Genomic DNA, 21,675 nt, shown 5'->3' with positions numbered 1-21,675 from the left:
GCGTCGGCGCGATCCATAGGGGACCGTGCCGACTGGTGATCGCGGCCGGCTGGTTATGCAAGTGGTTCTTCCGCCAAGAGGAATCACTCGCGGGCCCGGCCGACACATCAATGATCACCAGATGAGGCTCTACATGAAGTACCGTCAGACCGATAGCTCGCCAGTGGCCGCTGCCAAGGCGTCGTTCAGTCCGTCAACCGCGTATCGGATCGAGAAGGATCCCCGCCTGCCATCACAGAAGATGGGTGGGCGCGGCCGTCGCCGGCCGGACCCGTTGGCCGATGTGTTTGAGACAGAAGTGGTGCCAATGCTCAAGGCCGCCCCCGGCGTGCGGCCGGTTGCAATCTTCGAGGAGATGTTACGGCGCCATCCTGAGCTCGGAGCTGGAATCCGCCGCACGCTGGAGCGCCGGATCCGCGCCTGGCGGGCGATCCACGGCGAGGAGAAGGAGGTCATCTTCCGCCAGACCCACGAAGTGGGCCACGTCGGCCTGTCCGACTTCACCGACATGGGCGAGCTGGGCGTCACCATCGCTGGCGTGCCGCTCGATCATCGCCTCTATCACTTCCGGTTGGCCTATTGCGGGTTTGAGCACGCCCATGTCGTGCTCGGTGGCGAGAGCTTCGTCGCTTTGGCCGAAGGGCTGCAGAATGCCCTGTGGTCGCTCGGTGGGGCACCGCGGGAGCATCGGACCGACAGCCTGTCGGCCGCCTTCTGCAATCTCGATCGCAATGCGAGGGACGATCTGACCCGGCGGTACGAGGACCTCTGCGCACATTACGGCATGCGGCCTTCCCGCAACAATCGCGGCATCGCCCACGAGAACGGGGCGATCGAGAGCTCGCATGGCCATCTCAAGCGGACGATCGCCGACGCGCTGCTGTTGCGCGGCACCGCCGACTTCGATGATCTCGCCGCTTATCGCGGCTTCATCGACGAGATCGTTAGCCGCCGCAATGCCCGCAACGCCAAGCGGATCGACCACGAGCGCGCCACCCTGCAGGCGTTGCCAGATCGCCGCACCTCGGACTACGAGGAGGTGATTGTCCGCGTGACGTCAAGCGGCGGCTTCACCTTGCGCAAGGTGTTCTACACCGTGCCGTCACGCCTGATCGGCCACCAGCTGCGGGTGCGCCTTTACGACGATCGTCTCGACGTGTTTGTCAGTGGCACTCATCTCGTCACCCTGCCGCGTGGGCGGCCGCATCCCAACGGCAAGCACGACCAGGTCGTCGATTATCGGCACGTGATCCATTCCTTGCGGCGCAAGCCGATGGCGCTGCTCAATCTGGTCTACCGTGATCGGCTGTTCCCGCGCGAGACCTATCGGAGAACCTTCGACTCCTTGCGCGAACGGCTGCCGGACAAGAAGGCTTGCCGGCTCATGGTCGATCTGCTCGCGCTGGCGCATGAGCGCGGTTGCGAGGCCGACCTCGCCGATCAGCTCGCGGCTGACCTCGACGCCGGCCGACTACCCGACCTCAACCGGCTGCGCGCTCACTTCGCCCCTGATCCCGCCCACGTGCCGAACGTCGTGGTGCAGCTCGCGCCGCTCGCCGCCTATGAGTGCCTCATCGGCGCCGGCCAGATCGGAGACGCCGCATGAACACGGCCAACACAGTCGACACTGGGCGCCGGCTACCGGCCATCAAGGTGCTGTGGCCACAGTTCGCCGAACAGTCCGACAAGGAAGGTTGGCCGGCGGCCCGCTTCCTCGCCACCATCGCCGAGCATGAGATCGCCGAACGCGGCCGCCGTCGCGTCGAGCGCCATCTCGTCGAGGCGCGGCTGCCCGCCGGAAAGACCTTCGACACCTTCGACTTCGAGGCCGTGCCGATGATCTCCAAGGCGCAGGTGACCGCGCTCGCCGCCGGCGACAGCTGGTTGGGCAAAGGCGCCAATCTGCTCCTGTTCGGCCCGCCCGGCGGCGGAAAGAGCCATTTGGCGGCAGCCATCGGCCTCGCCCTGATCGAGAACGGATGGCGCGTCCTCTTCACCCGCACCACCGATCTCGTCCAGAAGCTCCAGGTGGCGCGGCGCGAGCTCAACCTCGAGGCCGCCATCAACCGCCTCGATCGCTTCGATCTGCTCATCCTCGATGATCTGGCCTACGTCACCAAGGACCAGGCCGATACCAGCGTGCTGTTCGAGCTCATCAGCGCACGCTACGAGCGGCGCTCAATGCTGATCACCGCCAATCAGCCCTTCGGCGAATGGAACAGGGTCTTCCCGGACCCCGCCATGACGCTCGCCGCCATCGATCACCTCGTTCACCACGCCACCATCGTCGAGATGAACGTCGAAAGCTATCGCAGGCGCACCGCACTCGAACGCAAACGTGGCCCCGGACGACCGCCCTCGCACGCGACACCCAAAACTGTTGCTGATTGACGCTCCGCGACAATCAGAGCCAACAAAACTCCTGCGCGCGACAGTCGTCGCGGCAATCATCACCACGCCGCGACACTGACTCGCCATCCTGATTGTCGCGCGCTCCCCACCCAGATTGTCGCGCTATACAAAAGGCCGCCTCCGATGACCGAACCAAAGCCACCAATGACGCCAAGTTAGCCCGAAATGTTACCGTGCGTCCCCTCAGGCTCAGCGCCTACACCGCATAGGTTGGGCTAGACAAGTCACGGACACCCGCGTGGGCCTCCTCGCGTTGATGTCGACCGTGGGTAGCTCGACCGAACGCAGGAGTACTCTCGACCATCGGCGCGATTTGGTTCTGTTCGTCGCTTCGGGTCCTCGCGGTGTCTCAGATAGAAGCGGGTTTGCCATTGGTCCCTCGCGCTGGTCTCTTTGCGGATCTCATCGAGGGCAGCGGCCATGCGCCGCGCGCAAAAGGCCGGACATATGACCGCACCGTTCCAATGCGTGAAATCGACTGAAAAAGCTCTTGCCACGCGGGCTGTTCCACATATGGGGGCAAGGTCAGGTTGCTCCATGTCGAGCCGATAGAAGCACACCTGGGGCTGGAAAGAGTGGCTCGCCTGAAGGTACATTCTCACGTTTAACGCGACTGAGCTTCGATGATCTTGGGCCAGTCAGGCATACTTGGGCACTTATCCGCGCTGCAAGCAAAACGCACCGCCAATTCCTCGGCAATGAGCTTCTCGCCAATATTTGAGCTGGTCCCGCTGGTCTGAACAGACTCTCCGCGTCGATAAGTGGAGCCTCTGCCGGGATTAGGCCGCCACGCGGAGCGGCGGAAGGTTGAAGTAGGCTTGATCCGGGGTCATGTCGTCAAGGCTCGAATGGGGCCTTCGTCGGTTGTAGAAGTCGAGATACCGGCCGATCGAATGTCGCGCCTCGCCGACGGTTTCGTAGGCTCGCAGATACACCTCCTCGTATTTGACGCTGCGCCATAGCCGCTCGACGAACACGTTGTCCCGCCAGGCGCCCTTGCCGTCCATGCTGATCGCGATGCCATTGCTGGCGAGGACGCCGGTGAAGGCCGCCCCGGTGAACTGGCTGCCCTGGTCGGTGTTGAAGATCTCCGGCTTGCCGTGACGGGCCATCGCATCCTCCATCGCCTCGACGCAGAACGCCGCCTCCATGGTGATCGATACGCGCCATGACAGCACACGGCGGCTGAACCAGTCGAGCACCACGGCGAGATAGACGAAGCCACGGGCCATCGGGACGTAGGTGATATCCATCGCCCACACCTGGTTGGCCCGCTCGATCGCCAGACCGCGCAGCAGATACGGATGGATCTTGTGCCCCGGTTCCGGCTTGGTGGTGCGCGGACGGCGATAGAGCGCCTCTATCCCCATCCGCCGCATCAGCGTCTTCACGTGCCGGCGGCCGATCTTGCACCCCTGCAAAGCCAGCAGGCCTCGCAACATACGCGAACCGGCGAAGGGGAACTCCAGGTGCAGCCGATCCAGATGCCGCATGATCGCGAGGTCGGCGGACGACACCGGGCGCGGCAGATAATAAACACTGCCGCGGCTGATCTTCAAAACTTCCGCCTGCTTGGTGATCGACAGATCATGTCCACGGTCGATCATCGCTTTGCGCTCAGCAATCCCGCCTTGGTGAGCGCTCCTTCTAAAAAATCGTTCTCAAGCGTCAGCTCCCCGATCTTGGCATGCAGCGACTTCACATCGACTGCAGGCGCGGCCGGTGGTCCGCCCCCTGGTCCGAAAATCTCGGAAGCATTGCCCTCAAGCTGCGATTTCCACGCCGTAATCTGATTGGGGTGAACGTCGAAATGCTCCGCCAGTTGGGCTATCGTCCGGTCGCCCTTGATGGCTGCCAGCGCCACCTTCGCCTTGAAGGCCGGTGAGTGATTCCGGCGGGCTCGTCTGCTCATGGTCTCTCCTGATTCGCGGGTCAATCTTGCCCGCCGTCAGGCAGAAACTCCACTTAGCGTCCTGTGCAGATTTCCGGGGCCGGCTCTATTGGACCCGTCGAGCATTAGGATAGCGCACATTCCGTCGATGATGGCATGAGCCGTTATTGATTTTGTGTTGAGAGCACGAGCAGGGCAGGGGTTGGAGGTCGAGCAAACTACTTTATCAACTCTTGAAATCGCTCCTTTGCGATCAAGGCCACAGCTTTCTCATCCGCTCCACCTTGCGCCATCTCGAAGATATCTCTGGGGTGTCGTATCCAATCATCCTGTAAGTAACCCCATGCGCTACAATAGTGTCGCCGTCCCGAACCCGAATCTCCGTGGGGCTTATTGGCTTCGCATAGGCCACGAGGGCGCCGAATAATGTTACCACACCGGCAATCAGGATACGAGAGAGCATGCTCAACTTGGTAGACTCCATCTTTTGGGTGGCCGAAGTATTTGATTAACCTTATCGCCTAAAAAGAATCGTTCTTACGCCAAAGTAAAAGCGCTTGTTGGCAGGTTAACCGCATTCATGGACCCATTGCGGAGTGGGGTCTATGGCTAAGAGTTCGGTGCGCGGTACGGCTATCTCACCAAATAAGTTATTCTTCGGTGATAATTTGGAGGTGCTACGCCAGCAAGTCAAAGACGAGAGCGTTGACCTCGTTTATTTGGACCCTCCGTTCAACAGTCAGGCGCGATACAACGTACTGTTCAAGAGCCCGGTCGAAGACGTAGCGTCTGCTCAGGTGGGAGCATTCTTAGACTTTTGGTCATGGCACACGGGGGAAGCAGAAGCCGCATACCATGAGATGATGACCGATGTCGGTGGGCCCACGGCAACGTTCGTCTCGGCTCTGAGGTCCGCCCTCGGCGAAAGCGACATGATGGCCTATTTGGTCATGATGGCCCAGCGACTCATTGAGTTACGTCGCGTTCTCAAGCCGACAGGTTCTCTCTATTTACACTGCGACCCGACGGCGAGCCATTACTTGAAGATCCTCCTCGATGGAATCTTTGGGCCGGACAAGTTCCGGAATGAGATCATTTGGAAGCGAACAAGCGCCCACAACTCCGCAAAGCGATGGGGGCCCATCCATGATGTCATTCTCTTTTACAGTGCTTCTGACGAGTTCACGTGGGAGGACGTGCATCAGTCGTACGATCAGGAGTACATCAACTCTTTCTTTGTGCATGAAGATGCAGAGGGACGAAAGTGGCGACGCGCCGATCTGACCGGTGCCGGCACGCGAAATGGGGAAAGCGGCAAGCCATGGAGAGGCATCTCCGTGAGTGCAAAGGGACGCCATTGGGCGGTGCCCCATGGGGAACTTGATCGACTGGATGCGGCGGGAAGGATTCATTGGCCGCAAAAGGAAGGCGGTATGCCGCAGCGCAAGCGGTATGTGGATGAACTTCCAGGCATGCCCCTGCAAGACTTGGTGCTGGATATAAAGCCTGTTCACAATGTCGGCCAGGAGCGGCTCGGATATCCGACACAAAAGCCTGTGGGCCTTCTGGATAGAATCATTCGTGCCTCAACAAGGCCGGGACAAGTTGTCCTCGATCCATTCTGCGGCTGCGGAACAACCGTGCATGCTGCTCAGGCTGCTAAGCGGAATTGGATCGGCATTGATGTGTCGATTCATGCGATTCATGTGATCGAAGGACGATTGAAGGACGCCTTTGGCACCCCGAACGTACCGAAGGCCGAAGGCATTCCGGCCGACTACGCATCTGCGGCACGCTTGGCCCAATCGAATCCGTTCCAATTTCAGTGGTGGGCTAACTACTTGCTAGGGGCGCACCGGATAAACGAAGTTAAGAAAGGCGCTGATCGCGGGATTGATGGCGAGCTATTTTTCCCGAACGGTCCGGGCCGCGCTTACGGCAGAATGATCATCTCGGCTAAGGCGGGGAATACGGGACCGGCTCATGTGCGGGAGCTTCGTGGTGTCATCGAGCGCGAGAAGGCCGAGATGGGACTTTTCGTGTGCTTAGAACGTCCAACGCCATCAATGCTTCGCGAGGCCACTGCTGCGGGATTCGCTGACGTGGTTCATGGTCGTACACCCCGGCTTCAGATCGTCAGCATCGCGGATTGGTTTGAGGGAAAGAAGCCACGCCTTCCAGCCGTCGAGCAGATTCACAGCGCCGCGTTTGAGACGAAGAGCAAGGGCGCGAAGCGTCCAGACCCAAATGCACCGGAATTGCCACTCAGCTTTGTTGGGGGTAGAGCGGCGGTGCGCCCCGAAATGCTGACCCAGCACCTAAATCCTCTCACCGTTCCTAGCTCATTGAGGGCAAAGACGGCTAAGCTGGTTTAAGTCCTTGATCCGCAAAGTCAGCGTCGCTAGATTGCAAGCGGCGGCGCGGGGGCGCCATTGGTTGCAGAAAACGATTCGGTCCGTTCAAGCTTCAGCAGAGTGCGGTGCTAGTTATGGCTAAACAGGCCGAACTAGAACGTGGAACGCTGTCGTTTACAATCGAGAGCCGAATCTTGCGAGAGTTGGGCGAGCGCTTGGTTAAGCAGCCCGAGGTCGCGGTAATTGAGCTTATCAAGAATGCCTACGATGCGGACGCGACCGTCTGCAATATTAACTACGAGCCTGGTGAAGCAATCATAATTGCCGACAATGGTGGCGGCATGACGCTTAAACGGTTTGCCACCTCATGGATGAGAATCGGCACGAGCTCGAAGGAAGGCGTCAACGTGAGCGCCAAGTTTGGGCGCTTGATAACCGGCGAGAAGGGTATTGGTCGGTTCGCTGTACGTTTCCTTGGCCGGAAGTTGCAATTAGAGAGCATTTCCTTTGATCCAGACTTCAATCGTCGAACCAAACTTATTGCCGACTTCGACTGGCCGCGATTTGATCAGCACGAAGATTTGGGCAAGGTGAGCGTGCCTTACCGCCTCGAAGAGGCGCAAGAGGACGCCCAATCCGGAACGACACTTACGATTCACCAGTTGAGGGAAGAAGCGCAGCGTCTTGACTTGAGGCACGTCCGTACCGGCTCTCTCAGCATTCTCACCCCGCTACGTTCATTGCTCCGCGAACACAGCGAGCGGGAAGGCTCACGCGGCCGGCAGATTGATCCGGGCTTTAGCTTGAAGATTGGCCCGGAAGAAAACGATGACGAAAGCGACGTAGCCCTCGAAATATTGAACCATTTTGTGTTCAGGGCGCAATTGGAAGTGCATGGCAAGAAGCTTCGGCTGCGGGTCTATCGGCGAGGCAAGGAGGAGCCTTACTTCCAAGTTGACGACACGATCGAAAATCACGTGGGAGAGGTTTATTCAGACCTGCGATGGTTTCCCCGACGCGGTGGCACCTTTAGGGGCCTGTCGGTGGACGGCCGCGTGGCTCAACGTTGGGTGATCGAAAACGGCGGGGTCGCTGTTTTTGATCGAAGCTTTCGCGTTCAACCGTACGGGTCGCCATCGGACGATTGGCTGCAACTCCAAGCAGACGTGGCACGTAGGCGTAGAGAGCCGCGTTCTCCACTCGCTTTGAAGCATTTCCCCATGGCGGCGCAGGTCAAGTCGTCGACGGCTGAGAATTGGATGCTACGACTACCTCAGTCAGCCCAGCTTGTGGGCTTTGTTCAGGTCGATGCTCGTCATAGTCAAACATTCAGCCGAGGACAGACCGGGCTCGTAGCCTCAGCCGACAGAGAGGGCTTCGTTGAGAATGAGGCGTTCAACGAGTTGCGCCTGATGGTGCGCGGCGCCGTGGAGGCGATGGCCTATGGCGATAGGCGCACTCAGCAAGAGCAGGAAAAAGCGAAGCTTCGTGAGATGCTGGCATCGATACGGCGGGAAACTCGCTCCGCAATTGCAGAGGTCGAAGCAAATCCCCTCATAACTGCCGCGCAGAAGTCTCGCATCGTTTCCGCTCTTGCCGAGACGCAAGCTCTAGCAACGCGACATCAAGAAGCGACCTATGAACGAGAGCAGCAACTTGAAGTGATGAGCCTGCTCGGCGTGGTCGCTGGGTTCATGACGCATGAATTCGGATCAGCGCTGCGCGAGCTAGAGACGACGCACAAGGAGCTACTGGTCATCTCAAAGCAGCACCCAAAGCTATCGGGCGCTGCAGCTAGTTTCGCGACGCACATCAAAAATCTGCGGGAGTTTGTCACCTATTCCTCCGGCTACATTCAGGGCTCTAAAGCGAGACCCGGCAAAGCCGTATCCCGCGAAACCACGTCTTGCCCAAGTGAAGCGCATCTTCGGACGCTATGCAGAAGATCGAAACATTGAAGTGGAGATCGAAGCGGAGACCGACCTAGAAGCACCAATGGTGCCGCCCGCGCTGTACAACGGTCTCGCTCTAAATCTCTACACTAACGCGCTGAAAGCGGTCACAGCCAAGGCGGGCCGAAAAGCAGGCAAGATTTGCTTCCGAGCCAGGAATACCGATCGGTGGCATATCCTAGAAGTGCTCGACACAGGTATCGGAATTCCGAGCGCTCTGCATGAACGCGTGTTCGATCCGCTCTTCACCACCACGACAAACTCTGATCGTGATCCATTGGGTTCTGGCATGGGACTCGGCCTCGCGCTAGTTCGACGCGGAGCGGAGGCTTTCGGCGGCAAAGCGGAAGTCATCGCGGCTCCTTCAGAGTATTCGACGTGCATTCAGATCAGATTGCCTCTTAGTGAGAGTTAGGCATCATGGCTATCGATCAGGCTCCAGCGCCCGGCATTCTCCTCGTTGATGACAAGCAAGAGGTCTTGGACGCGCTGCAAGCGGCCGTTAAGAAACAGCTAAAAGGCACCGATGTTGAAGTGGATGCGTGGCTGCCGTCTGAGGACGACGGCGATCCGATTCAGAAACTCGATTCGCTAATTGGTATGAACACAGTGTTGGTCGCAACTGATTATGATTTGACCAGCAAAGTGCGGGGATTGTTTGGTCTAACGGTAGTCGCAAGGTGCCAGCAAAAACTGGTCCCTGTCGGAGATTTCTCACGGGGAAATATCGACGCCTTGCCTAAAGAGCCAAGCCTATTCGAGTTGAGGGTCCCCAATACGGATGAGGAGGGAGCGAGCTTCATAGCGTCCACGTTCCATGGCTTCGTTCGGATGTGGGACGCCCTCGAAAAAGACAAGTCTCTGATAGAGAAGAAGATGAGTTTGGCTGCGGTCCTCGCGAGCTTGCTGGGTAAGCCCGACTTGGAGAATCAGTTTGCCCTCTATATGGCCCGTTTGGGCGCTTCAAATTCCTCAATTCTTGAGCGCATTAAAGAGTTCGCTGGGCCGGCCGATCCTTCGTTGGAAGACAAGCGGCGCCTTCTTGTTTACGTACTCGGGCATGTCCTCTGCAATGCGATTTTAAAGTATCCAGGGCCCATCCTTTCGGCCAGCGCTCTCACTGCTTATTGCGCGACAGCAGAAGAGGAAAGTGCAGAGCTGTCGAAAATGTTCGAGGGGGCAGCCTACGAGGGACCATTTGGGCAGTTCTCCAAATTCTTCTGGCGCGACGGGGTTGATGAAAAGATTGAGCAGTTAAGCGATGGAATAAGCGTTCCCCGGTCTCACTCGTTTGCAGAGTTCAATCGACTCGTGATCGAAGAACGATTGGGGCGCCCTCTCTCGGATCACTCCTGCTCTCGCTGCGGCGGGAAGAATGGAGGTTTCTGGTGCCCGTTCACGCACCGTCCAGTTTGCATGCGCGACGATTGCTCAGTGCCAACTACGAGTTGGGTGCCGCAAGGTGCGCAATTGTGCCGAGTCGAAAAAGATTTCTATGAAGAATGGGCGCCGCTTTTAGGGCTTTAAGGCTATGAACAGAAGTGAAGTGCACGCGTTTAAGCGTGTGACGACTGAATGGACGAACCTCACGACCTCTATAGGAAGGATGTATCAATCCGGCGCAATTCGTCCCACAAACCCGAATGACATTTTCCAGCCGGTGGAAGGCAACGCGGCAGCGCCTAACGATGCAACATTCACCATCAAGCCGATTGTCTTCAACCTTCCGGAATTACCGGGCGGTCCTCAAAATCTCTTCATCGCTCTCAAAGGGTGGCTGTCCTTTAGTGACGTGCAGCCGGGAGCCGGACCGATGAAGACAAAGTCTTTCGGTACGGAGATGGGTTATTTTCGGCGAAGAGACTCTCGTCTAGAACACGTTTATGGCGTTCACTTCGACTTGGATGAGTCGAGGCCCGGCCACCCAGTTTTCCACGCACAGGTGTCGTCACAATTGCAGTTGGGAGAGTCAGTCCTCGCGCTCTATCGCTTGAAGGACGAGATCGTAAATGAGTTCTCGCCCAAGCTGGGCAACATTCGAATTCCTTCGGCGCAAATGGACGTATTCTCGGCTGTTGTGCAAATCTGCGCGGATCACCATTTCGCGCTCGGCGGAGCGGGGGCGCCCGTTAAGGCGGAATTCGAAAAGATACGGAAAACCAACTCGTTCTTCTTGGGCGCTGCCCACCGAATGCCATTTCTGAATTCCCAACCGGCATCGGACTGCTATCGCTCTGCTCATTGGTACGGCTAGCAAGAGCAAAAGCGGCATCGGCGGCTTAATGTTCGGATGGCTGGGCCGGCTGGTAGGTACCTCAGACCGACATATCGCGGAAGGGCTGCTAGGAGAACTATTGGAAGCCCTCGACAGTTGGGCGCCGAGTTGCTACGCAGCGCATAGCAGGGTGACTAAAAAGTTTGTAATTTCAGTGTCTTCGGCGGGCGCTCGGTGTTTCCCCTAGGGAGCGCCACTTAAGCCGTTTCGGGCGCGCCATTCTCCCGAATGCGTTGTGGTTCCAAAGAGCCTCCAATCGGAGGCGAAAACTTGCAATTATCAAATATTGCCGACGTTTCGCACGATGCGAACTCTGTCCCATAAGCTCGGAACGGAGCCGCCCTCTCTCGTTCAACACGACTAACAAAACGTACAACATTTCGTCCAGCGGGGTAAGTCATGCCTGACTTTCTTACGGCTCGGAATGGGGTGTGGCACTTTGTTCGCTGCCTCAGATCAGACAGGACGGAAAGCCATGCGGGGCGTCGACAAAATCAAACCGAGTTTGAGTCTCATTGGCAGAGACTTGCGGGGGCAGAAACGAACACCGCCGCCGTAAACCCATGATCAAACGCGGAAAGCGGCGCGCTCGCTGGTTTTGACCATCTGGATCACACACAACTCGTCTCGCTTCCACTCATGCAACAGTTAATGCGGCTCGAAACACAGCTGCTCAATGGCCTTGAAAATGATGCTGGTGCTCGAGCTGCCGTTTTGGGGACGCTAGCCCGCCCATCCTTCCCGCTTTCTAAGCTTTTTGACGAATACCAAGCGCTGACGAAGGATGAGACAGCAAAGCTTTCGCCGAACCAGCTTCGCGTTTGGCGCAACAGCCACATTCGGGCTGTGAAGGAGCTTGTCGACATCTGCGGGGACAAAGTTGTTACAGAATTGTCCGATAACGACGGGCTAGACTATGCGGAATGGCAGCGGAACGGCTCTTGCGCTCGGCGCTGAAATCCTTCGCGGAAGGCGACGCCCGATGGCGCACGGATCAAGAAGCTGCTTGGAGTTTGCGGTCGCGTCAGCTGAGGCAAAGGCAGAGCATCCGGATACGCTCTTGTTCCCGGCCGCCTTCGCTCATTAAAATTGAGATCGCACACCTTGGCTGACTTCGATACCGCGGCTCGGACTGGCAATGCCAGTTCGCGCCATGCCGTCGGCCACCGCGCGGCAGCGCCTGAAACCTAAACGATGGTGCGAGCGCTTCAGGCCCTGCTTACGCTCGATCAAGAGCGTGGCCGTCGTGAGGCAGGGGGGAACGTTTTCTTTAGTTGAGTGGTCTATAGATAGATCACGAACGCGGAAATGATCTATTTATAGACCATAAACTTGACATCGGTCCGGTTTATAAATAGATCATAAAGCCCCTTATGGCCTATTTATGGATCAGACGTGCCCAAGACCAACCGTCCTGTCTCACCCTATGCTGCGGATGCCGCGATCCGGTTGGGGCAGCTCATCCGCCGAGGGCGCATTGACCGCCACATGACGGTTGCTGCCTTGGCGGAACGGGCAGGGGTCTCGCGTGGCCTCATCCAACGCATCGAGGCGGGCGATACCGGCTGCGCCATTGGTGCCGTGTTCGAGGCCGCGGCGATTGTCGGCGTGCGCCTGTTCGATGCCGGCCAGGTGACGATGTCGCGCGACGTCGAATCCAACCGCGAAGTAATGGCCTTACTTCCCAAGGCAATCCGCAGCCACCGAACCGAGCCCGACGATGACTTCTGAGCAAAAACATACCCAAGCCTATGTATGGGTTTGGTTGCCGGACGGCACGCAACCTGTCGTCGCGGGTCTCCTGTCCGCGAGCGGCAAGCAACTCGTCTACAATTACGGGCAGAGCTATCTGCGCCGGAACAATGCCATCTCGCTTTATGAGCCGGAATTGCCGCTCCGCAGGGGCGTCCTTCCGCTCCTGAACGGGCTCAACATGCCCAACTGCATTCGCGACGCGGCACCCGACGCGTGGGGCCGCCGCATCATCATCAATCGCAAATTCGGCTCAGGCGGAAAAGATGTCGATCCCGGCAGCCTTGACGAACTGACCTATCTCCTTGAGTCCGGATCGGACCGTATCGGCGCGCTCGACTTTCAAGCGTCTGCGTCGAACTATGTACCGCGCGAGGGCGCGGAAGTGTCGCTCGATGAACTCCTGAATGCGGCAACGCTGGTTGAAAAAGGTGTGCCGCTGACGGCCGAACTCGACCGTGCGCTTCTCCACGGGAGCTCCATCGGTGGCGCGCGGCCAAAAGCCATGATCACGTCCGGCAACAAGAAATTCGTGGCGAAGTTCTCGTCCCAGAACGACCTCTTCGGCATGGTGAAAGCCGAATTCGTCGCCATGCGCCTCGCGTCCATCATCGGTCTCTCCGCCGCACCCGTGGCCCTCAAACGCGCCGCTGGAAAGGATGTGCTGCTTATCGAGCGCTTCGACCGTGAAAAAGCACAGGAAGGGTGGCGCCGCAAGTCAATGGTCTCGGCGCTCACGCTGCTCGAGCTTGACGAAATGATGGCCCGCTACGCGAGCTACGAGCAGCTTGCGACCGTCATTCGTCACCGCTTCACGTCGCCCAAAGAGACCTTGAAGGAACTCTTTGGCAGGCTCGTGTTCAACATCCTGTCCGGCAACACTGACGACCACGCCCGAAACCACGCCGCGTTCTGGAATGGTGCGGAGCTTACGCTTACGCCCGCCTACGACATCTGTCCGCAGAATCGGACGGGCGGGGAGGCATCGCAGGCCATGTTGATCATGGGACAGGAGCGTGCGAGCCAAATCGCGCTCTGCCTGAAAGCCGCGCCCTTGTTCCTGCTTAATGAGGGGGAAGCGATCCTTATCGCGACCGCGCAAATTGAGACCATCAAGGAACGTTGGGCGCAGGTGTGCGACGAGGCCGCGCTCAGCGAGGTCGACCGGAATTTCCTGTGGCGCCGCCAGTTCTTCAATCCTTATGCGTTCATCGACGCGCCCGAAGCTATCACGCGCCTCGTCGGTTAACTGGGCGGCCCGCGTATCTGATAAGGTGCGGCCCACGTCGTGGTAATCCCGCTGGCGCCTTTCTCTTCCCGCGAAGCCAAGAAGAACGAATTCCCCGACGCGCTCGCGCTGCTCTCCACTCGAAGACGGGGCGGCACGCAATGCGGGGCTACTGCTGGTCGTCAGCCCCGATCGCGATTGGCAGGACTATGCCGGCCAATCTGAGCTGCTGATAGCCGGTCTGCGATGTCGCGGCGGCCCCAGACTACTTCAATGGAGATGCGGCATTCGTCGTCGCGCGTTGCATGGCGCTGCTCGCGCCCGGGGAGGAATCCGAACTCAAGATTGATATCGAAGCTGCGATCGAATCCTTTGGAGACGTTCGATCCGGAAATCGACGGCTATTCCACGCTCGATTTCGAGATAGAAAACCTAGATTCTGCGCTCCAGTGGGGGGGGGGATGCTGTCGTTCGGCCGAAGATCGCCAAGGCTGACAAAGAGGTGTCGTATTCGTTTTGATGTTGACTACGATGGTCATTTTCTCCGCAACCTTCCGATATTCGGTTCATGATGGCGTCGAAATGGACGTCGTCGAACTGGGTACCGACACGAAGGAGAGCGAGCAGAAGATCGCATTGCAGGCGGTAGTTTCGATGGACCGACGCATCGAAGAGGAGCCTCGCGTACCAATCTAATAATTGGCCAACGCGAGCTGCAGGCGCGGATCCATGCCGGATGACACGTCGAATTTGAGCAATTTCAACTCGGAAAACTGGTGTTCTGTCGTCCTCGAAAAGTGAGTCTTTGCGCGGTCAGCCAACTGCTCAGGGTCGGCAGCAACGAGGGCAGGGCGTTAGCGGGACGATCGATGTTACCGGCGCAATTCGCACGGTCTGCGGACCGGCGACTACGGCAGCGACGCTGCCGCGGTCGTCTCCACTCCCATCCCTTGTTGGGTCCTCTTACCGAATACGAAGCAGCTATTGCAGGGAGCTTCTGACGGTCCGCGCAAAGAAGATAACCGAAGCACCGATCGATCGGCTCGACGCCATGCTGGCGCGATTGCAGCTTCCCGCATCCGCGACCAGCTTGACAGCCTGCTCGACGAGAGGGCGCGCCGGGCCTGCTTTCACGAGCCCTTGCATCAGCAAAGCTGACCACCTCGCTCCCAGGCTTGGGTTATGTAACGCACGGGGCCGCCGAGTTCTCCCCCGGAGAAGGACTGCAGGCTATGCCAGGCAAAACTGGTCAAATTGTCCTGCGGAGAAAAATCTCGTGCTCCAGGCCTGGCGGCCCAATAGTGGCCGTGTAGTTCACGCCCCGGAGAGTTAGAGTTTTCTCTGGCTCAAGCACACTTGGCAGCACGTTGTGTAAGCGCATTCCTTCTTTGAGGTCTTCCGGCGCCCACTGGTCCCCGTGTTGCCAGCCCGGAGGTGCATAAAACGACAAGGGTGGCAGCGGACCCGCTTCACTAGGCACGGGTTCATCATTCAGCAATCGCCGATGCTCACTTGGAGGCAATTGAACTGGATCGAACGCGAAGTGCTGTGGATCGACATTGAAGAATGGCGCCCCAGCGGGTTCATCATCTAGCAACTGCCGAAACTCAGCTGGAGGGAATTGCACTGCATCGAAGGTGAGGTGCTCTGGATCGATCAGCGGCAACGGCCCGGGCTCGGCACCGCGCTGTGGCTGAAGCTCCTCACGAAGCCGCTCTTCCAGTTCCCGAAGCTCCCCTGGATCGACCGAGACCGTCACCTGAGCCGGCTCATCATCCAGCAGTCGCCAAACTCTTGCTGCAGGGCTGTCAATGAACTGCTCATTTCGAAGATCTATGATGTTGGGCTGGCTCTGAAACTGCCGTGAGCTCGGGCGCACTTGCTGTTCGAAAGGCGTGGGTTCATCATCCGACAATCGCTGAAGCTGACCTTGAGAGAATTGAACTGGATCGAGCGTGAAGTGCTCTGGATCGACATTAAACAATGGCGCCCCGGCAGGTTCATCATCGAGCACCTGCCGAAGTTCAGCTGGAGGGAATTGCACTGCATCGAAGGTGAAGTGCTCTGGATTGACCAGCGCCAACGGCCCGGGCTCCGCACTCCGCTGTGGCTGAAGCTCCTCATGAAGCCGCTCTTCCGGTCTCCGAAGCTCCCCTGGATCGACCGAGATCGTCAACTGAGGGGGCTCGTCATCCAGCAGTCGCCGACGTTTTGGTGGAAGGCCGCCCATAAGCTGCTCATTTGGAAAATTTTTCAGCTTTAACCGACCCCGAGGCTTCCGTGAGCTCCCTGCTTCTGCAGATGCATCGGGATCACGAAACTTACGAAGGTGATCCAATGCTTTAGGTAAATACGCGCCGCGATTGTGTCCGGCCTTTCTTTCAGCCTCCAGCTCGTTGGTATTGAGGCCAACCATCGATAGACCCTTAGATCCGAGACTATTTGCGAAGCTGGCAAGATTGTTGGCGTACCGGCCTCCGGATGCCAAGTCCACCTCTCCCCTCACAAACGCGGCACCAATTGCACTCTCGATCAAACGCCGATCCTCATCAGACAGATGACGATACTCCGCACAGAGATCATCGGAGAGGAACGGGCGCAGTTGTTCGAAAGACACCATCTGCCCGGGCTGTCCCGCCTGCTCATCCTGGGCGATTGGCTGCGACACCTGCGACCAAGCTGTTATGTTGAAATTGTCCACACTCACCTCCTCAGGTCACCCGAAAAGTTCACAATTACCACGGCCAGCTTTCAAGAAGCTGACGAGCCACACCGCCTCCCAAGCCGTCCGATGAGCATGAAAAACACCATCATGGCCACTCATGTCATTGATTGACAGATTTTGACGGCATCAGTGGCCTGGCAATCCACTCCAGCGACTGGAAACAGCGCGTACGCGACTGGGAGCCGTTTGTTGCTGAGTTGACGCTCGCCCTACCGCGCCCGCGCTGCAATTGAGGTTAGCAGCGACGTGACGCTGCGCCTTCTCCGTCCTGGTCAGGCGCTATCCTAACTACGCGCCACTAACTTCAACGGTCTTGTATTCGGGCTGGCTTTCCAAAAGCTGACGAACCTGCCGCAAATTTCACCAAACGAGAAGCGGCCCGTGTGCCCGCTTGCGTCGAGGCTGAAATCGACGGCAACTGCTTGCCGCCGCTCGACCGTCAGCTTTGCCAATATTCGCCTGCTTCGCTCGCCATCGGCGGCAGCCGCACCCTTGCGATGGGCCGGAGGGTCGCTCAGCCAAGCTAATGTCATTCGGCATCCAGAAGTTGGACACCGATGAGCGCAGTGCCTCATCAAGAATGTTACCGGAGAACTGACCGCCAGGATTGGGGCAGCGATACCGAATTGGATGGGTGTCGCCGATGACAGGACGGATCAGCATGGGTGCGCGGTGCGAACTCACGGCGGCGGCGGTAGAGCACTATCGATCAGCAGGGCGCACAATAAGGGTCGCATATCGAGCAGCTTTGCGCGGTGACCGGCTGGCATCGCACGCACACACTTGGGGCGCTAGCCAGCCATGTCGCAATTTCGCCGGAGGCGCGGCAGCATCGAGGATCGACCTATGGCGTCGCCAGCAGGATAGGCTGATGGCGTGTGGGAGGCCTCTGATCGGATCTGCGGCAAGCGGCTGAAGGTAATGAGTCCGACATTGCTACCTTCGCTGGAGCGGCATGGCCGGCTCAAGCTCGACCAGGCCAATTGAACGCTGGTGCTCGGCGTCAGCGCAGCGATGATTAAACGCCTGTTGGTCGAGACCAAAATCGCCGCGGCCCGGTAAGCGCCGGGGTCGGTTTATTCGGCGGTGCGCCATGAAGTGCCGATCCGGACGTTCAATGACTGCTACGATCCACCACCGGGGTTCTGCGAGATTACATGATGGCCCATGGCGGCACATTGTAGCTGGCTCGTTCATTTAGACGCTGACGATGATCGACGTCGCGACTGGTTGGACAGATTGCCATGCCGTTGGTGTCGCGCGAGGGCGGCCTTGTCGTGCGGCGGTAGAGCGCGCACAGAGCCTGGTTTTTCTGGGTCATTGGCGGCGCCGAGGAGGCAATACGCCACAATTTTGAGCCCTTCACGCGCGTGGTTTGCTGGTAGCGCTCGTGTCGTCGGAGCTGGCCGGGTTGCGGAGGCGAGACGAGCGCGGGTTTCGAGCGAAGCCAATTCTTTCACGGCGCAAGCCCTGTGACGGTGCCACGAAACCAAGCTTCGATGGTGCAGCTCGCTTCAGGTCGCAATCGGCGCACCGCGTACTTGATCGCTATCGCTTTCGCTTAGGAGAGCCCGGTTGCCGTAGACTTCGGCGGTGATCTGTTCGAGATTCGCATGTAGCGCGTAGGTCTTGATGAGCGCGTTCGCGCGCCGCGTTTCCCCAAGTGCGGTGACGAACGTCTCCTCGTAACCATCGGTGGGACGCTGCCCGAATCGCGCGCAAATCTGGGTCACCGCATATTCGTCCCAATACGCCTTGATGATCTCCCACCGGTAATGCGCATGTGCGTTCGGGAGCTTGCTCTGCAGGAGCACGCCCGCGGAGGCCGCATTGAAGCGTTCTGTCACTTCGACATGGCGCGTTCATGAGCCAGGTGTGGAGTGCTTGCTCGTAGAATTCGTTCTCGTCTTAGCGGAAGCAGGACGCCGGCATTAAAGAGCATGTGGCTCTTAACTCTTTCGTCGCCCATGACGCTGGGGTCATGGCGACCTCATACGATGCCTTCCGACGGGGTGAGCTTGTGCTTGGTCTCGTAGCCGCGGTCGACCTCAAGGAGCGCCTGCGCTAGTCGGCGGCGATGGTGATGCCGTCAAGCGCGGCCAAGTCGATATAGCGGCTGAGAGTGTGTACATACGTCGCGACCAGGTTGCCAATGCGAGCGCATGCGAAGGCTGATCGAAATGTTCTCGGGCGCGGTCGGTGGCGGCATTTCAGCCGCCGGCTAGGCTGGGTTGATACCACCTTTGACCTTGCATCAAGAAAGCTGAGACCTGAATTCTAGGTCCAAATGACCAATTTTTTACGCAAAAGCAACGACTTGTCGCAGGCGGTTAATGCGCAAATCGCGGTTCGTCAACGTTGCCTGCCGATGACAGATGATCCTGATTGTTAGAATGAAAATCAGGTCATAGCGCGATGAAAGGTTGAACGAAATCGGGTTGGGGTAATAACGACATCAAGAACGTCGCGCGCCAGCGGCTGGATGAGCTGGACGGGCTCAAACCAGCCGAGCGGTTCCGCACGCCTCCAAAAGGTTGGATCAGGGCCATACGCGATGTCTTCGGCATGAGCGGCGCGCAATTCGCCGGCCGCCCGCCACCCCTTCGAGCACCTGAACCGAATCCCCGAAGCTGCTGTTTACCCTTGCGAAGCCCTGCCAGGCGATGTCAGTGGCTCCTGCCTCCACGAATACTGCGTAGGCGAAGATCTGGCGAGAGCGGTTTGATCATCGTAAGGGCTGGCCTCCGTCACCAGCCCTTACGATGAACCATGATTTGCCCCTGCAAGGGAATCCCTTCCCGTTCCGAAGAGAGGAAAATGCTCTAGGCGCGCCATGATGGTGAGGCAATGGGGCCCGCTTCCGAACAAGAATTGGATCGGCATGAGATCGCAAGCGGTTCAGTTAGTGGATAGGCGTCGTCTTACTCCGCCGAATAATGTCAAAAGCGACCGTTTGGTGGGTCGCAGCCGAGGCAGCATCGCTGTCGCTTTGCCCGCGGTCGGCCGCACGCGCATTCATTCCAGTCCGATAAATCACGCCGAAATTGGGATTCACCGGTGGCGATTGCGTATCTGGAGTACCGCCTGGGTATCGACGTAGTCGGTTTCTTCGATGAACTTCAGCGCGAAATATGAGAATTTCGCCTGATATATGCGTGCCCAGGGGAAATTGGCTGCTTTTTCTTCGTCATGACGAGGTAAGTTTTCGTTTGTGGACGGTGCCCCATCGAAGGGCTCGGTCGGTCTCCCGGATGTAGGCTCAAGCCGAATGATCGCACCCAGCAACTACTTCATCTTGGATGCAGAGCTGGATGCTGCACATGAAAGTCAAGCTCTTCGCGCCCCATCCTTAGCTGCCGCAAGATTGGCGAATCACGATGATCTTGCAACGGAACCTCACCTGTGCGCGCACAGTGAGTCAGCGACTCCGGAGTTCTAGTATAGGGTGAGGCCCAAAGAAGATGAAGATGCGCGATTGCCACGGACGCTTTGAGTATCGCCCAGCAGCGACAAGCTGCGCCGTCTGTGACGGAAAGTTTGGCATGATCAGGCACCGCGACGCTGTGCTCCAAGAAGTGCCTGGACCGCTTTAAGGCACGCCGGGAACGAGACCGCCGCTGGCTGTTTCGATTTGAGGCGGTGGGCGATGCAGCAACACCTCAAATGCGGCAGCAAGATCGATCTGGAGCTGCAAGATCTGTTCGACGGCACGATTCGTGAGTCGCCGATGAAGAGGTACTATTTTGATGTCCGCGACGGCAGCCAGTTCATCCCCGATGATGAAGGTGCGGAGCTGCCGAACATCGAGTCTGCTCGGGAAGAGGCGACCACTGCACTCTCGGAAATGGCCCGCGAATGGGTCAGAGGCAGACCGCAGCATCGCATAGCAGTTGAAGTTCGCGATGATCATGGCCCTTTTTTGGAGGCGAGCTTTAGCTTTGTGATGAAACCGTGCGCGACGTGAAAGCCATCGGTTGGGATCGAAATGCAATTTCGACGTCCGATTGACAGCCGAAATCGCGGGTCATCAGGCGCTTGCACAGAACCAAGACCTACAGCAGACATCAATCAACAAACGCTTCAGGCGCTTTCAAACCTCGATTTCACGGACAAGGGCGAATACTTCGTTGAGCAGAGATTCGTCACGATTCTGCTCGAATGTCTATTCGCCACAGGTTAATAGCATTGATCCGCTCTTTTTCTGGCTCACTAATCCGGTGTGCGGCCTAGCGGTCGTCATGCTTGTGTAGAGCGTAATCCACACAGCACCATAGTCTTGACGTCCTGCCTTGCGGACACGATCGCGAGGCTACCACCTGCCGCTGCAACGTTCGGATATTTTGACGATGGAAGCGATGCGGTTGGCGCCCGGCAAGATCACGCGGAACTACTTCGGCGGCGAAGGCATGGATACAGTCTTCAAGGAAGGCGTGGTCGAGAGGCTGCTTTCACGAGGTGATGGCGGCGACATGCTGAACACCGTGCACATCATTGAACGCAAAGGATGGACGCTGGCGCGTTCCTTGACTAACGCTGCCAAAGCAGAGGACCGCCCGCTGATTGACGACGTGCGCGGCATGGAGGATTCAAAGTGACCACGCTGGTCGAGCTCGGGCCGAGCGTGGTACAGCAGGCAGTGCGACAAGGACGAGGCGGCGCGTCGTCTCGGATGAGCCCTCAGAATAGCCCCTCAAGTCCATCGATGAACGACACAAGCCCTATCTCCGACCTGGGGGGCGCCGGTCCGGAGCTACCGATAGATTTCGGTTTTGGACTATCCAGAGGTAAGACCTTTGCTTAACCTGCTCGGGTAGAACAATTTATAGTCGTAACGGGTTGGGGGACACGGTAACGATTTTAGAGGTGCCGATGCGCGCGAGCGGATTGCGGCGGGCTCCGTTGACGCCGTTGAGCGGGGACACGGCACATCCTGTACCGTCTGTCCACGTCACCGCTCAGGAGGCGAGATATGAACGCGGCGCCAAAAATCGATCCCGTCGCTGCGCATTCTGACAGCGACGCTGTGTGCACTGGCTGAGCATGCAGTTGTCAAGGCAGATCGGTCCGGCAGACCTGAACCAGCGTT

The 21,675-nt window shown here is 58.3% G+C and carries 16 protein-coding genes; 12 read left to right on the top strand and 4 right to left on the bottom strand.

Going from position 1 to position 21,675, the window contains the following annotated elements:
* Positions 1 to 55: 55 nt before the first annotated feature.
* A complete protein-coding gene (gene istA, locus LMTR3_RS13845) occupies positions 56 to 1,606 on the top strand; it encodes an IS21 family transposase (RefSeq protein ID WP_084029588.1) in 1,551 nt (516 codons plus the stop codon).
* A complete protein-coding gene (gene istB / locus LMTR3_RS13840) occupies positions 1,603 to 2,391 on the top strand; it encodes an IS21-like element helper ATPase IstB (RefSeq protein WP_065745518.1) in 789 nt (262 codons plus the stop codon). Before istA ends, istB begins: the two co-directional genes overlap by 4 nt.
* A gap of 800 nt (positions 2,392 to 3,191) precedes the next feature.
* On the opposite strand, the gene LMTR3_RS13835 is transcribed toward istB, so the two are convergent.
* Positions 3,192 to 4,324, bottom strand: a protein-coding gene (locus LMTR3_RS13835; protein ID WP_141686592.1) for an IS3 family transposase whose coding sequence is annotated in 2 segments (ribosomal slippage) — positions 3,192 to 4,069 and positions 4,069 to 4,324 — 1,134 coding nt in all. Because the reading frame shifts where the segments join, the coding sequence is not laid out codon by codon here.
* Positions 4,325 to 4,908: 584 nt separating this feature from the next.
* Here LMTR3_RS13835 and LMTR3_RS13820 point away from each other — a divergent pair.
* From LMTR3_RS13820 to LMTR3_RS13785, 8 genes are all read left to right on the top strand, one after another.
* Entirely contained in the window at positions 4,909 to 6,678 is a 1,770-nt protein-coding gene (locus LMTR3_RS13820) for a DNA methyltransferase (protein WP_065745514.1), read from the top strand.
* Positions 6,679 to 6,791: 113 nt separating this feature from the next.
* Positions 6,792 to 8,615 (top strand): ATP-binding protein, encoded by a 1,824-nt coding sequence (locus LMTR3_RS13815; RefSeq protein WP_065745513.1) that lies wholly within the window; start codon positions 6,792 to 6,794, stop codon positions 8,613 to 8,615.
* Positions 8,572 to 9,024, top strand: coding sequence for a sensor histidine kinase (locus LMTR3_RS13810; RefSeq protein WP_141686591.1), 453 nt, complete (start codon positions 8,572 to 8,574; stop codon positions 9,022 to 9,024). Before LMTR3_RS13815 ends, LMTR3_RS13810 begins: the two co-directional genes overlap by 44 nt.
* Before the next feature lie 5 nt (positions 9,025 to 9,029).
* Positions 9,030 to 10,136: a hypothetical protein gene (locus LMTR3_RS13805; protein WP_065745511.1), complete on the top strand. Its 1,107-nt coding sequence runs from the start codon at positions 9,030 to 9,032 to the stop codon at positions 10,134 to 10,136.
* A gap of 4 nt (positions 10,137 to 10,140) precedes the next feature.
* Positions 10,141 to 10,863 carry a hypothetical protein gene (locus tag LMTR3_RS13800; protein ID WP_065745510.1) on the top strand — a complete coding sequence of 241 codons (723 nt, stop codon included), beginning with the start codon at positions 10,141 to 10,143 and terminating at the stop codon, positions 10,861 to 10,863.
* A gap of 660 nt (positions 10,864 to 11,523) precedes the next feature.
* The gene (locus tag LMTR3_RS13795) at positions 11,524 to 11,841 is read left to right on the top strand and encodes a hypothetical protein (RefSeq protein ID WP_065745509.1); all 318 of its coding nucleotides are present in this window, start codon (positions 11,524 to 11,526) and stop codon (positions 11,839 to 11,841) included.
* A gap of 438 nt (positions 11,842 to 12,279) precedes the next feature.
* Positions 12,280 to 12,615, top strand: coding sequence for a helix-turn-helix transcriptional regulator (locus LMTR3_RS13790; RefSeq protein ID WP_065745508.1), 336 nt, complete (start codon positions 12,280 to 12,282; stop codon positions 12,613 to 12,615).
* Positions 12,605 to 13,885, top strand: coding sequence for a type II toxin-antitoxin system HipA family toxin (locus LMTR3_RS13785; RefSeq protein ID WP_065745507.1), 1,281 nt, complete (start codon positions 12,605 to 12,607; stop codon positions 13,883 to 13,885). The genes LMTR3_RS13790 and LMTR3_RS13785 overlap by 11 nt, the downstream gene beginning before the upstream one ends.
* A gap of 1,228 nt (positions 13,886 to 15,113) precedes the next feature.
* On the opposite strand, the gene LMTR3_RS37535 is transcribed toward LMTR3_RS13785, so the two are convergent.
* The 3 genes from LMTR3_RS37535 to LMTR3_RS13765 form a co-directional block, all read right to left on the bottom strand.
* Entirely contained in the window at positions 15,114 to 16,565 is a 1,452-nt protein-coding gene (locus LMTR3_RS37535) for a hypothetical protein (RefSeq protein WP_141686589.1), read from the bottom strand.
* A 1,177-nt stretch (positions 16,566 to 17,742) separates the two neighbouring features.
* The gene (locus LMTR3_RS38530; protein ID WP_176721891.1) at positions 17,743 to 17,910 is read right to left on the bottom strand and encodes a hypothetical protein; all 168 of its coding nucleotides are present in this window, start codon (positions 17,908 to 17,910) and stop codon (positions 17,743 to 17,745) included.
* A 193-nt stretch (positions 17,911 to 18,103) separates the two neighbouring features.
* The gene (locus tag LMTR3_RS13765) at positions 18,104 to 18,436 is read right to left on the bottom strand and encodes a hypothetical protein (protein WP_065745503.1); all 333 of its coding nucleotides are present in this window, start codon (positions 18,434 to 18,436) and stop codon (positions 18,104 to 18,106) included.
* Between the two features lie 1,799 nt (positions 18,437 to 20,235).
* Here LMTR3_RS13765 and LMTR3_RS13760 point away from each other — a divergent pair.
* Both LMTR3_RS13760 and LMTR3_RS13755 read left to right on the top strand, forming a co-directional pair.
* Positions 20,236 to 20,553, top strand: a complete 318-nt coding sequence (locus LMTR3_RS13760; RefSeq protein ID WP_084029585.1) for a DUF6894 family protein — start codon at positions 20,236 to 20,238, stop codon at positions 20,551 to 20,553.
* Between the two features lie 382 nt (positions 20,554 to 20,935).
* Positions 20,936 to 21,184 carry a hypothetical protein gene (locus LMTR3_RS13755; RefSeq protein WP_065745502.1) on the top strand — a complete coding sequence of 83 codons (249 nt, stop codon included), beginning with the start codon at positions 20,936 to 20,938 and terminating at the stop codon, positions 21,182 to 21,184.
* The last annotated feature ends 491 nt before the right edge of the window (positions 21,185 to 21,675 follow it).

This window comes from Bradyrhizobium sp. LMTR 3, assembly GCF_001693485.1.
In the GTDB taxonomy this organism is placed as follows: Bacteria; Pseudomonadota; Alphaproteobacteria; order Rhizobiales; family Xanthobacteraceae; genus Bradyrhizobium.
The sequence above is the reverse complement of the archived record's forward strand: the minus strand, read 5'-3'. Positions and strand labels throughout refer to the sequence as shown.